Annotated in this window: 13 protein-coding genes; 12 read left to right on the plus strand and 1 reads right to left on the minus strand. The window is 42.1% G+C overall.

The features are described from left to right. The first annotated feature begins 3 nt into the window (after window positions 1-3). Genes mazG through pheT form a run of 12 tightly spaced genes read left to right on the plus strand, consistent with a single transcriptional unit; the run spans window position 4 to window position 12,186 of the window. Window positions 4-780 (plus strand): nucleoside triphosphate pyrophosphohydrolase, encoded by a 777-nt coding sequence (gene mazG, locus AC4E92_RS09055; protein ID WP_490240270.1) that lies wholly within the window; start codon window positions 4-6, stop codon window positions 778-780. Further along, window positions 777-1,805, plus strand: coding sequence for a peptidyl-prolyl cis-trans isomerase (locus AC4E92_RS09060; protein WP_490240271.1), 1,029 nt, complete (start codon window positions 777-779; stop codon window positions 1,803-1,805). Before mazG ends, AC4E92_RS09060 begins: the two co-directional genes overlap by 4 nt. Then, window positions 1,802-2,854, plus strand: a complete 1,053-nt coding sequence (gene mtnA / locus AC4E92_RS09065) for an S-methyl-5-thioribose-1-phosphate isomerase (RefSeq protein ID WP_490240272.1) — start codon at window positions 1,802-1,804, stop codon at window positions 2,852-2,854. The genes AC4E92_RS09060 and mtnA overlap by 4 nt, the downstream gene beginning before the upstream one ends. Continuing rightward, the gene (locus AC4E92_RS09070; protein ID WP_490240273.1) at window positions 2,851-3,300 is read left to right on the plus strand and encodes a YaaR family protein; all 450 of its coding nucleotides are present in this window, start codon (window positions 2,851-2,853) and stop codon (window positions 3,298-3,300) included. The genes mtnA and AC4E92_RS09070 overlap by 4 nt, the downstream gene beginning before the upstream one ends. Further along, window positions 3,297-4,178: a hypothetical protein gene (locus AC4E92_RS09075; RefSeq protein ID WP_490240274.1), complete on the plus strand. Its 882-nt coding sequence runs from the start codon at window positions 3,297-3,299 to the stop codon at window positions 4,176-4,178. The genes AC4E92_RS09070 and AC4E92_RS09075 overlap by 4 nt, the downstream gene beginning before the upstream one ends. Window positions 4,179-4,189: 11 nt before the next feature. Then, a complete protein-coding gene (locus tag AC4E92_RS09080; RefSeq protein ID WP_490240275.1) occupies window positions 4,190-5,011 on the plus strand; it encodes a PSP1 domain-containing protein in 822 nt (273 codons plus the stop codon). Beyond that, complete coding sequence (locus AC4E92_RS09085) at window positions 4,995-5,204, plus strand: DUF2905 domain-containing protein (RefSeq protein WP_490240276.1); 210 nt, start codon at window positions 4,995-4,997, stop codon at window positions 5,202-5,204. The genes AC4E92_RS09080 and AC4E92_RS09085 overlap by 17 nt, the downstream gene beginning before the upstream one ends. Window positions 5,205-5,225: 21 nt before the next feature. Continuing rightward, window positions 5,226-7,115, plus strand: a complete 1,890-nt coding sequence (locus AC4E92_RS09090; protein ID WP_490240277.1) for a transketolase — start codon at window positions 5,226-5,228, stop codon at window positions 7,113-7,115. Further along, window positions 7,112-7,837 (plus strand): ribonuclease III, encoded by a 726-nt coding sequence (rnc, locus tag AC4E92_RS09095; protein WP_490240278.1) that lies wholly within the window; start codon window positions 7,112-7,114, stop codon window positions 7,835-7,837. Before AC4E92_RS09090 ends, rnc begins: the two co-directional genes overlap by 4 nt. Next, window positions 7,834-8,829: an elongator complex protein 3 gene (locus AC4E92_RS09100; protein WP_490240279.1), complete on the plus strand. Its 996-nt coding sequence runs from the start codon at window positions 7,834-7,836 to the stop codon at window positions 8,827-8,829. The genes rnc and AC4E92_RS09100 overlap by 4 nt, the downstream gene beginning before the upstream one ends. Then, window positions 8,798-9,802: a phenylalanine--tRNA ligase subunit alpha gene (gene pheS / locus AC4E92_RS09105; RefSeq protein ID WP_490240280.1), complete on the plus strand. Its 1,005-nt coding sequence runs from the start codon at window positions 8,798-8,800 to the stop codon at window positions 9,800-9,802. Before AC4E92_RS09100 ends, pheS begins: the two co-directional genes overlap by 32 nt. 14 nt (window positions 9,803-9,816) lie before the next feature. Beyond that, complete coding sequence (gene pheT, locus AC4E92_RS09110; RefSeq protein WP_490240281.1) at window positions 9,817-12,186, plus strand: phenylalanine--tRNA ligase subunit beta; 2,370 nt, start codon at window positions 9,817-9,819, stop codon at window positions 12,184-12,186. Between the two features lie 102 nt (window positions 12,187-12,288). On the opposite strand, the gene AC4E92_RS09115 is transcribed toward pheT, so the two are convergent. Beyond that, on the minus strand, window positions 12,289-12,790 hold a 502-nt coding region (locus tag AC4E92_RS09115; protein ID WP_490240282.1), incomplete at its 5' end, for a methyl-accepting chemotaxis protein.

Here is a 12,790-nt window from a genome sequence, read left to right on the forward strand (position 1 = left end):
TTTTTGTCACAGATCGGGCAGAAGTTTGAAGAATTAGTTTCCATAATGAGAAAACTGAGATCTGAAAATGGATGCGAATGGGATAGACAACAAACTCATAAGAGTTTAAAATCTTATTTGATCGAAGAAGCTTTTGAATTGATTGAGGCAATAAATCAAGAGGATGACGAAAAAATGAAAGAAGAGCTGGGCGATGTGTTGCTTCAGGTTGTCTTCCACAGCCAGATTGCCTCAGAGAGAGGAGCTTTTCAAATCCAGGAGGTCATAGAATCTTTGAATGAAAAGCTCATCAGAAGACATCCACATGTTTTTGGAGACAGTCCAGGGTATTCCTATCAGCAGTGGGAGAGAATCAAATCTCAAGAGAAGGGAGAAGAGAATACTTCTGCTATAGGCAAAATCAACCACGCACTTCCAGCACTGAGTCTTGCACGACGCATCCAGGAAAATGCTGCAGCAGTTGGATTTGACTGGCCTGAAATTTCAGGTGCACTGCAAAAGATCGATGAGGAAGTTTTGGAACTGAAACAGGCTATGCAAAAGGATCAAAAAAGCGCGCTCGAAGAAGAATTGGGTGATTTACTCTTTGCAGTAGTGAATGTCGCGCGGTTTCTGGATCTGGATCCAGAGGTTGCCCTGAGAAAGGCAACTGAGAAATTCATCAAAAGATTTCAGGTTATTGAAAAACTCGTCAAAGCAAGAGGACTAAATATGAAAGAACTTTCTCTTGCTCAGCTTGACGAACTTTGGGAAGAAGTGAAGGGAGGAGAATCAAAATGAAGAAAGTTCTGGTACTTTTTGCGATTCTTTCAACAGTTGTTTTGTTTGCTCAAGAAACTCAACCGGCAACAACGGTGGTTGCAGAGGTTAACGGTGTACCAATCACCATGGCTGAGCTGGACAGAGAGGCAAATCTGAATAGACTTCTTGTTCAAATTCAGTCGATCGACGATAGATTCTACGAGGTTCTCACGGGTACGCCGGAAGGTATGAACCTTTTGCTTCGCTACAAGAGAGAGGTATTGAACAATCTCATAGACCAGGTACTGATCAAGCAAATGGCTGAGAAAATGAACATAAAAATCCAGAAAGAAGATATCGAGAAAATGGTCTCTGATGAACTCAACAAAACACTCACTCAATATGGTATGACAGAAACAGATCTTGACTGGTATTTGAAACAATCTGGATTGGGAGATCTTGAATCGTTCAAAGACAGATTGAGATGGATTTTCTCAGTTCAACAGGCAGTTACTCTGATACAGCAACAGGTAACTTCTTCTGCCACTGTCACCGAAGAAGAGGCAAAGAAGTTTTACGAAGAAAATAAGGATTATTTTGCAGTTGAAGAAGCCGCAAAACTTTTGCGTATAATAGTCGACAGTAAAGAAAAAGCAGACAAAGTACTTGAGCGTATAAGAGCTGGCGAAGATTTTTCTGCTGTTGCAAGCGATGTATCTATTGATCCTTTGACCAAGGGCAAAGCAGGAGATCTCGGATGGGTCGAGCGCAACAGCGGTTTGATAGCCACTGATATAGAAGAAAAGATCTTCGCAAGTCCTAAAGGTGCAATGCTTGGTCCAATTCAAAGCACCGGCGGGTGGGAGATATACCGCATTCTGGATAAAAGACCAAAGGGATATGAAGCCTTCGAAGATGTCGCAAAAGACATATACCAGTATCTGTTGCAGCAAAAATCCCAGCAATTCTGGCAAGATTGGATTTCGCAACAGTTCATACCGTTCAAAAATTCCAGCACGATAAAAATCTATCTTCTGACAGAGGGAGGACAAACAAATCAATGAACCTCAAGACAATAACTATGGAATGGACGGGAGATCGTCTTATACTTGTGGATCAAAGAAAATTGCCACATGTTGTCGAATACGTTGAATGTAAAACTCATGAAGAAGTTGCCCGGGCGATCAAAGAGATGATCGTCCGCGGTGCTCCTGCGATAGGTGCAGTTGCGGCATTTGGATTTGTTCTTGGAGCAAAACAATTTTCACACCTTAAAACAGAGAGTTTTACCGAACACATAGAAACAGTTAGAAAAAACCTTGCTTCGACTCGCCCCACCGCGGTTAATCTTTTCTGGGCACTGGAGCGCATGTACCGTAAAACTCAACAAACCAGTGATATTGATCAGCTTCTGTCAATCCTTGAAGAAGAAGCTATGAAGATAGCAAAGGAAGATATCGAAGTGAACAGGGCTATTGGAATGTACGGTCAAACGTTGCTAAAAGACGGCGATACGGTTTTGACGCACTGTAATGCCGGTGCTCTGGCAACGGTGGATTATGGTACCGCACTGGGGGTTATAAGAGCAGCCGTTGAAAACGGTAAAAGAATCAGGGTTTATGTAGATGAAACAAGACCTTATCTGCAGGGTGCCCGTTTAACCGCATGGGAACTGGTACAGCTCGGTGTTGAGACAGTACTCATAACGGACAACATGGCTGGCTGGGTCATGAAACAGGGTAAGGTCAATGCCGTGATCGTTGGAGCTGACAGGATAGCCGCAAATGGTGATGTTGCGAATAAAATAGGTACTTATTCGGTTGCTGTACTTGCCAACAGAAACGGTGTACCATTTTATGTTGCTGCACCTGTTTCAACAATAGATATAAAGATAAAAGACGGCACACAGATACCCATAGAGGAACGCTCACATGAAGAAGTCACACACATAGGTGGAAAGAAAATTGCCGCCGATGGTGTACGGGTTTACAATCCTGCTTTTGATGTAACAGAAAATGAACTGGTGAGTGCGATCATAACACAGAAAGGTATTTTGAGACAGCCTTACAGCGAAAGTATCAGCAAATTGTTTTCGTCGGAGGCTGAAAGGTGAGAATAAATCCTCTGGAAGATGGAAGTTTTAAGAGTTCCGAGGTGAAGAGAAAAAAACAGATAAGATCAAAGGCTATCAGTCAAGCCTCAAAGTCTGATTTTTTTGAGATCTTGGAGGATTTCGAAGAAGAGAAATTGGATGAGATCCTTGAAGTTCTGATCAAAAAGGTCGTTAGTGCCGGCAACGAACTTGTTCGTTCACCCACTCAGGAAAATTTCAAAAACTACCGTGAAAGCGTGAAGAATTTCCTGAAAGTGATCGAGAAAAAACTCTACAAAGTTCAAAGACAGGTTTCAAAAGACATAGATTTACACGTCGTGGCTCAGGAAATCGATCAGCGGCTTGAGCAGATCGCAAAAAGTTTGATAGAGGCAGAAAAAAGCGCTATTGCACTCGCAGCAAGGGTTCAGGAGATATACGGTTTACTCATGGATCTGTACAGGTGAGTAAAGTGAAAGATTTAATCGATAAAGTCCGCAAATTCATCGTTATGAATGTCGGATCATCGGTGTGTTTGTGTTCAAATGACGAATCTTTATTGCAATGGGTCTGTTCACAAGCCGTTGAATCAATTACAAAGGAATATTTGATTTTGAGCGAACCTGGCATCGACGATGTGCGCTACATGATGGATTTCGTGTTCAGTTCAACCAGCGATGGATACAAGGTCGTTTTCATTCACAGATCAGAGAGAATCTTACAGGAAGCGGCAAATTCGATGTTGAAAATACTGGAAGAACCACCTCTTCACAGCGTAATTGTTCTTACAACCACCAGGTTTACTGACTTATTAGCGACCATTAGAAGCAGGGTAAAAACTTTGAATATATCCATTGATAAAAATATCGTTGAATCGCTGAGAAAAAAATTTGCAGCTAATCCAAAAATTGACTTAATAATAAAACTCTGCAGTAATGATTTTGATTTACTCAATTACATGCAGCAGGTCGATGAATTTGAGCAATATGTCCAGTTTGATCAATCGCAGTTCGTTGAGATATTCACTGAAAATCAGCTGTCAGCTCAAAACAAGATGAAAGCATCACTCATGCTCGATGATCTGTATATAAAACTTTCAAACTGGACTGAAAAAGACTTGATAAACCTGTACATAGGTATACAAAAATCAAACAAAATAGATCTGAACGCTATGATATTTTTCATGTGCAGGGTTTTCCAAACTGTTCTTGAACTACACGGCTGTAGAGATGCATCGACATTCAAATGGCTTGACCTTATACTGGCAAACAGACTGATGAACTTCAATGGACCGCTCACTCTACTGAACATGCTCATACTCGTCAAAAGATCATCAAGGAGGTGATCAAATTGGAGATGACAGCAGTCGTATACGCTGTTGAGATACTACCAAAAGGAAAGTTGAGTTACTACGCAGAAAACGGTGAGGAAAACATAAAACCAGGTGATCTTGTGCTTGTTATGACTGAGTTCGGACCGGATGTCGGTAGAGTTATAAAAGGTCCAAAAGAGATGGGAATAGAAGAACTTGGGACCGAACTCAAACCAATCATAAAGAAACTGACAGATGAGGATTTGAAAATATATCAACAAAATGTGAAGGAAGCCCAGGAAGCATTCGATATATGTGCGCAAAAGATAAAGGAACACAACCTTCCGATGAAATTACTCCATGCACGATACATGTTCGACAAGTCAAGGCTGGTCTTCTTTTTCAGTTCAGAAACCAGAGTGGACTTCAGAGAGCTTGTAAAAGACCTTGCGAGAATTTTCAAAACCCGCATAGAACTCAGACAGGTTGGAGTGCGTGACGAACTGAAGTTCATCGGTGGCTTGGGGCTGTGTGGACTGCCTACCTGCTGCAGCACCTTTTTACGCGAATTTGACAGCATAACTTTGAAACATGCAAAATGCCAGCAGTTGATGATCAACACAGCGAAGATATCAGGTGCATGCAGAAGACTCCTGTGTTGCCTGATGTACGAATACGATTTCTACGAAGAGGAGCTCAGAGGCATCCCTGAAGAAGGTGAAACAGTTATTTACAACGAGAAGAGCTATAAAGTTCAATCAACAGACGTCTTTAAAAAAACAGTGCTTGCTATCTCTGAAGAGGGTGAGATGGTCTATCTGCCATTTTCATACTTCAGAGGTGATAAGAATGCCTCAGATGGGTAAACTGCTCATTGTAATAGGTGTTGTTTTAGTGGTTGTTGGTGTGTTCATGTACTTGATCCCATTCGGGCGTCTACCAGGGGATATAATCATAAAAAAAGAAAAATTCGTGCTGTACTTTCCGCTCATGACCAGTCTTTTAGTAAGTGCAGTTTTGTCGTTGGTCTTTTTTCTGATATCGAAACTCGGTAAATAAAGTCAAAGGGAGGTAACATGAATGAAAAAATTCACCAAAGAAGAAATCAAGAAACTCAAGGAAATTGCTCAATTGTGCCGTGGTGATATTCTCAAGATGACTTATGTTGCCAATTCGGGTCACCCAGGAGGATCTATGTCATCACTTGAGATTTTTTTGAGCATCTTTTCTTTTGCAAAGATAGATCCGAAAAATCCGTATGATCCATTGCGCGACCGAATTGTTGTCAGCCACGGTCACACCTCTGCCGGTGTTTATTCTGTGCTTGGAAGACTTGGCTTTGTGAACATAGATGATGTAATCTCGGGTTTCAGACATCCTGCGAGTATCTTTGAGGGTCACGTGACCCGCGGTATACCCGGTGTCGAATGGACAACGGGAAACCTTGGGCAGGGTTTATCTGCTGGTGTCGGGTTCGCGCTTGCCGCAAAGATAAAAGAACAGGATTACAACGTCTTCGTTGCCATGAGCGATGCTGAGCAGGCAAAAGGTCAGGTTGCAGAAGCGCGGAGAGTTGCAAAAAAATACGGCTTGAGCAATATAACAGTTGTTATAGATTACAACGATGCTCAGATATCTGGAAGAGCAAGAGACGTAATGCCGGTTAATATAAGGGCAAATTACGAAGCCGACGGATGGAGAGTACTTGAAGTCGACGGTCATGATATAGAACAACTTTTAAATGCCCTGCAGCAGGCGGTAGAAGACAGGGTTAATCCTGTAGCCATCATTGCCCACACGGTTATGGGAAAAGGTGTTTCTTTCATGGAAAACGACGTGTCTTTCCATGGAAAACCGCTGAGCAAAGAACAGCTCGAGAAAGCTTTGAATGAACTTCAAATAGAAAACGATGTACAAAAGTATATCGAAATGCGCAAGCAACTTGGAAATGAAAAACACAGACCACTTCACGTTGAATACCCTGTCAAGATAACCATTCCTCCAAGTAGAACTTATACAGATAAAATGGACAACCGCGGTGCTTTTGGAAAGGCAGTACTCGATCTGGTGAAAGCAAATAAAGATAGCGAGACACCAATAGTCACGGTTGACTGTGACCTTGCCACTTCTGTCAAGCTGGATGAAGTTCAAAAGCATGTTCCACAGATGTTTCTTGAGCTCGGTGTACAGGAACACAATGCTGCAGCAGTTGCGGGAGCTCTTTCGGCAGATGGTGTTATAACCTTTTTTGCAGATTTTGGAGTCTTTGGAGTCAGTGAAACATACAATCAGCACAGGTTGAACGCGATAAACCACACCAATCTCAAAGTTGTCGTAACTCACTGTGGCTTGAATGTCGGTGAAGACGGCAAGACTCACCATGATCTTGACTATATCTCCGCTCCGGCAAACTGGCTTGGGTATAAGGTAATAATTCCAGCAGATCCGAACCAGACCGATCGGGTGATCAGATATGTAGCAAGTGTTTATGGAAATTACTTGATCGCCATGGGAAGAGCCAAGATGGCTCCGATTCTGGACCAGACCGGTAAATTATTTTTCGGCGACGATTATCAATTTGTTTATGGAAAAATAGATGTTTTGAGAAAAGGAGACAAGATAACCATAATCAGTTGTGGCTCGGTATTGGAGAATGCAATCAAGGCGGCTGATAATTTCAAAGGAAAGGTTGCCGTACTCAACGTATCCTGTCCGCTTGATCTTGATGAATCAACACTCAGAGAGTACGCACACGGGAAAAGTGTTCTGGTTGTGGAAGATCACGCTGCACCTTTGGGTCTTGCAGCTCTTGTGGCTAAATTTTTCCTTGTCAAGGGAATAATTCCATCGAGATTTGAACAGGTGGCAGTTGAAGAACATGCCGTGTCAGGACCTTACGAATCTCTGTACGATATTTACGGACTCAGTACATCAAAGATCACAGAAAAACTGGGTCAGATGATCGAGTGAATAAGGAAGAACTGTCAACCATAATCTCTTTTATGGGATCAATAGGTTACAGATTTCTTCAGCCGCAGATAATCTACAATGCTCTGTGCCATTCTTCATACGCACATGAACAAAATCAGCGCGGCAGAAAGGACGTAGAATCAAACGAAAGACTCGAATTTCTTGGCGATGCGGTGATCGATCTGTTAATCGCCGAATATCTGTACAAAAACTTTCCCGACGCATCAGAAGGTATTATGGCAAAGGTGAAAGCGGCTGTGGCAAGTGAGGAAGCACTTGCACAAATTGCCAGAGATATCAATTTAGGACAGTATCTCTTTCTTGGTCACGGAGAAGAGGTTACTGGTGGGCGTGATAGAGATTCGATACTCGCCGATACACTCGAAGCTGTGGCGGCGGCAATTTACATAGACGGCGGTATGGAATCTTTGAGAAAATGCCTTCTTTCACACTTTGCCAGATACGCTCAGCAGGTGATAGAAGGAAAAATAGTCTTTGACTACAAAACTTTTTTGCAGGAAATAACCCAGAACAAATTCAGACAGCTGCCAGAATATGTCCTTGTTGATGAACAGGGTCCTTCTCACATGAAAAAGTTCACAGTCGAACTCAGACTGAACAAAAAGTTGATTGCCGTGGGAGAAGGTTTTTCAATAAAAGAAGCAGAGAAAAATGCAGCAAAAAAAGCCATTGAAAAGCTCAAAGGAGAATTAAACCAGTGAAAATCCTGCCGGTGTTTTTACCGCAAATGGGTTGTAAAAAAAACTGTGTATTCTGCGATCAAGGGTCGGCAACAGGTGTTTCAAAGGCTCCCGATCTTTCACAGTTAAATGAACTGGTAGAAAGCTATAAATCAACTGCAAGACAGTTTGAAATAGCTTTCTACGGCGGCACTTTCACCGGTATAGATGAAACCCTGCAACAACTCTATCTTGAGTGGGCAAATGGGTATGTCAGGCAGGGGATTTGCAGAGGTATCAGAATCTCAACAAGACCAGATGAAATCAACGAGCAAAAAATCGAGTTTCTCAAATCCTACAGTGTGAATTTCATAGAGATAGGTGCCCAGTCGTTTGACGATGAAGTCCTCAGAAAATCCAATAGAGGGCATACTGTTGAGGATATTGAAAAATCATGCAGGATGTTGAAAAACATGCACATAGATTTTGGCTTGCATCTAATGGTTGGTTTACCGGCTGATAATGAACAAAAGGATCTTTACAGTGCGTGGAAAACAGTAGAAAGCGGTGCAAAAACGTGCAGAATTCATCCGACTCTGGTTTTGAAAAATTCCCATCTTTCAAAACTCTTTGCAGCCGGTGAATATAAACCGCTGAATATCCAAGAAGCAATTGATATCTGCTCAAAAATGGTGGGGATACTTGAATCAAATGATGTTAAGGTGATCAGAACCGGTTTGTTCATACCGAGTGATCTTGAGCACAATATCGTAGCAGGACCTTATCATCCAAGATTTGGCGAGCTTGTGAAAATCAGACTTGTAAATGAAGTTATCTCTTATCTGAAACCATCAAAAATCGTTTATACTCATAGACAAGCGGGTATTTTTAGAACCATCGGTTTACAGGCGCAGATGGGCGAAGAATTTGGTTTTTCAGTCGACGGTCAGTTCTTGAAATGGAAAGACGCGCTGAAAAAATACATATCTGGAGGTGTGCAAGATGTTCGAACAACTCAAAAAGGATGCGCTTGAAAAAATTGAAAATGCGAATGATTTGGAACAACTCGAGAAGCTGAGAGTAGCACTGCTCGGTAAAAAGGGAATCATCACAGAGCAGATGAAGAACATAGGTAAATTACCTTTACAGGAGCGACCAGAGGCTGGAAAGATTCTCAATGAGCTCAAAGAGCAAGTTCAAAATGCTATCGAAGCAAAAAAAGAGCATCTCAAAAAATTGGAAGCAGAGAAAATCTCTGAAAAAATGTGGGTTGATATAACACTACCAGGTGCGAAAAGACGTGTAGGTCACAGGCATCCTATAATGAAAACACTTGATGAAATAGAAACCATATTCGTGTCGATGGGCTTTAAGGTTGTTGAAGGACCAGAAATAGAAGACAGCTGGCACAATTTCGATGCACTCAACACACCAGAATGGCATCCTGCCAGAGATGAACACGATTCATTTTATCTGAATGACTTTTTACTGCGCACCCACACATCTCCTGTTCAAATAAGGACCATGCTGTCCAAACAGCCACCCATTGCGATCATATCGCCCGGCAGGGTTTATAGAAGAGATTACGACGCAACGCATCTTCCCATGTTTACTCAGGTCGAAGGCTTGTACGTGGATGAAAATGTATCTGTGGCACATTTGAAATACACACTCGAGAAATTCGCACAAGAGATTTTCGGCAGTCAAAGGCGTATAAGGTTGAGACCGAGTTTCTTCCCGTTTACGGAACCGAGTTTTGAAGTTGATGTTTCCTGCGGAGTGTGCGGCGGGAAGGGATGTCAGGCGTGTGGTTACAGTGGATGGCTCGAGATACTGGGTGCCGGTATGGTCCATCCAAATGTTTTCAAAAATGTGGGTTATGATCCTGAAAAGTGGACTGGCTTTGCCTTCGGAATGGGTGTTGAACGCATCACGATGCTCAAGTACAACATAAAAGATATGAGAGATTTCATCAGAAACGATAAAAGATTTCTGGAAAACTTTTAGTGGAGGGATGAACTGTGCTTGTGCCATTAGAATGGCTCAGAGAATACATCCAGATCGACTGGTCAGATGAACAAATAGCAAACAGGTTGACAATGGCTGGCGTGAGTGTGAAAAACATAATACCGTCTTTGATAAAAGGGAAGATCGTATGTGCAATTGTCAAAAAAATACAAGCACATCCAAATTCAGATAGACTTCATATTTGTGAACTTTTTGATGGAAAAAATCTTTATAAAACTGTGACATCAGATATGAATGTAATTGAAGGTTCTCGCGTGGCTGTTGCGATGCCTGGAACTGTTCTTGCAAACGGTTCTGTCGTCGAACCAGCTTCGATAAAGGGTATTGTATCTCAAGTGATGATGTGCTCCTTGGAAGAACTCGGGCTTGAAACTAAATCCGAATGTGTCTATCAGATAGATGAAGACATACCACTGGGAACTGACCTGATAGAACACTGGAAACTGGATGATAAGGTCATAGAAGTTGAAATCACTCCTAACAGACCTGACTGTCTTGGAGTAATCGGCATTGCACGGGAACTTGCGGCACTTTGCGGCAAAACTATGCATCAGCCAGACACACAGTTTGATGTGACAGACCGTTTCACAGAGGATTTGGTCAAAGTTACAATACAGGATCTGGATGGCTGTCCCAGATACTGCGCAGGCTTTATGGAATCTGTCAGGGTGAAATCCAGTCCAGTATGGTTGCGCAGAAGGCTTATGAGTGCAGGAATCAGACCAATAAACAACGTCGTTGACATCTCAAACTACGTAATGCTTGAAACAGGTCATCCTGTACACATCTTTGATTATTCGAAAATATCAGATGGACATATAATCGTCAGAAAAGCTTTAGAAGGTGAGCGAGTAACACTCTTGGATGAAAAACAGTATTCCTTAACGGGTATAGAAACTCTCATCACAGACAAGGACAAAATTTTAGCAGTTGGTGGCATCATGGGAGCTTCTGAAAGTGGTGTTTGCGATTCGACGAAAGATATCGTTTTAGAAGTGGCTTATTTCAATCCAGTGAGAATTCGCAAAAGCTCGAAAGCTTTAAATGTAAAATCAGACGCATCTTACCGCTTTGAAAGAGGTGTAGATCCAAATGATTCATTATTCGTTATGAAGCGATTGATGCATCTTGTTCAAAAAATCGCTGAAGGAAAAGCTGCGAGAAATTTTGTGGATGTCTATCCAAAAAAGATAACCCAGAAACAAGTTGAGCTGAGAAAATCAAGGCTTTTGAGAGTTCTTGGCACAGAGATAGATGATGGCACTGTAAAGAGAATTTTGACCTCACTTGGAATGAAAGTTGATGATACAGAAGAAGGATGGGTTGCTCAGATACCAACCTTCAGACCTGACATATCGATAGAAGAAGATCTGATTGAAGAAGTCGGAAGAATCTATGGATATGAAAAGATAACTGAGCAGATACCAAGAATTCCAGCAGCTGGTAAAGGATGGAGCGATCTGAATACCTTCAGAAAAACTGTTCGGCAGCTTCTTGCCGGCAGTGGTTTTGATGAAACGGTGAGCCTTTCTTTTACATCTTCTTTGATTGTAAAACAGCTCATGAACATTGAGCCTTTGATGCTGAAAAACCCGATGACAGAGGATATGGACTGTCTAAGACCTTCGCTTGTTTTTGGCTTGATAGATTCACTCTCTTACAATGCCAAAAGACAAATAAGAGATGTCAAATTCTTTGAAATCGCGAAGGTCTATGGCTTGAACAACAAAATGCCAGTTGAAAGAGAAAAGATCGGCATCATCATGACAGGTCAGTTGAACGAAGAAGATTATACAGACCATCGTCCAGTGTCTTTGCTGAATCTGAAAGGAGTTTTAGATGAACTTTCTAACCATCTTTCAGTGGATTTGAAGGTTGTACCTGCACAAATCGACTGGCTAACCGCTGGAAGATCGGGAAAGATTCTGCTGGAAGACGAAGATGTCGGAGTAATCGGGATGTTAAACAGCAAATTCAATCAAATCTACGACATAAAGGCAGAAATTTACTACATGGAACTCGATTTAGAGCAAATCTTCACCAGAGCCAGAACCACAAGACAGCTAAAAGACATCTCCAACTTTCCGGCCGTTAGAAGAGATATATCGCTCTTGATACCAACTGGCTTTTCTTCACACCAGATAATTTCATTCTTAGCCAGATCAAACCAGTATGTAGAAAAAGTTGGCGTGAGCGACGTTTACAAAGGAAAAGATGTGCCACAAGGTATGATGAGCGTCACATTTTATGTGATTTACAGAGCTGCTGACCGCTCACTGACCGATGAAGAAATAAATACCATCTTTGAAGAGACTGTCAAAAATATTGAAGATAGTTTCAAAGTGAAAAGAAGATTTGCATGAAGTGCCAGATAGCGGTAGCAGTGGTTACTGGTTGACTACTTCAGGCGCTAACCAATCCGAAAAAAGGGCGCATAAGCGCCCTTTAATTTTTAACGGCATTTGTTAGAATTTAAAGCCTTTTACTTTTTCCGCTAAAGATTCAGCCACCATATTGAGTCTTTCAGACATTTCACTCACGTTTTGTGCACCTTTTGCCTGTTCTCTCAAGGCTTTTGTCATTTCTTCAATTTGATTTGCAATCATCGTTATGGATTTTGTGGCTGTGTCCATCGCACTACTCATTTCCTGCGCAGCTGCACTCTGTTCCTGTGCACTTGCCGCAAGACTTTCTATCTGTGTGCCTATCTCTTCTACTCTCTTGAGTATGTTCATCAGCCTTTCTTTTACCATGTCAGATTGTTCCGCCGCCTTTTCAACTACCTTCACCGTCTCATTTGTAGCCGTACTTGCCTGCTGTGCTCCTTGCTGTATCTGACTGAGTATCTGCCCTATCTTGTCTGTAGCCTTCTTGCTCTCTTCCGCAAGCTTTCTTATCTCATCTGCAACCACCGCAAAGCCCCTACCTGCTTCTCCTGCCCTCGCTGCCTCTATCGCCGCGTTCAAT

Source organism: Pseudothermotoga sp. (assembly GCF_031962025.1).
In the GTDB taxonomy this organism is placed as follows: Bacteria; Thermotogota; Thermotogae; order Thermotogales; family DSM-5069; genus Pseudothermotoga_B.

What these genes read in the sequence shown, in the direction of transcription:
- pheS (WP_490240280.1), top strand. Translation starts at nt 8,798, where the DNA reads ATGTTCGAACAACTCAAAAAGGATGCGCTTGAAAAAATTGAAAATGCG.
- AC4E92_RS09060 (WP_490240271.1), top strand. Translation starts at nt 777, where the DNA reads ATGAAGAAAGTTCTGGTACTTTTTGCGATTCTTTCAACAGTTGTTTTG.
- mtnA (WP_490240272.1), top strand. Translation starts at nt 1,802, where the DNA reads ATGAACCTCAAGACAATAACTATGGAATGGACGGGAGATCGTCTTATA.
- AC4E92_RS09085 (WP_490240276.1), top strand. Translation starts at nt 4,995, where the DNA reads ATGCCTCAGATGGGTAAACTGCTCATTGTAATAGGTGTTGTTTTAGTG.
- AC4E92_RS09090 (WP_490240277.1), top strand. Translation starts at nt 5,226, where the DNA reads ATGAAAAAATTCACCAAAGAAGAAATCAAGAAACTCAAGGAAATTGCT.
- AC4E92_RS09080 (WP_490240275.1), top strand. Translation starts at nt 4,190, where the DNA reads ATGACAGCAGTCGTATACGCTGTTGAGATACTACCAAAAGGAAAGTTG.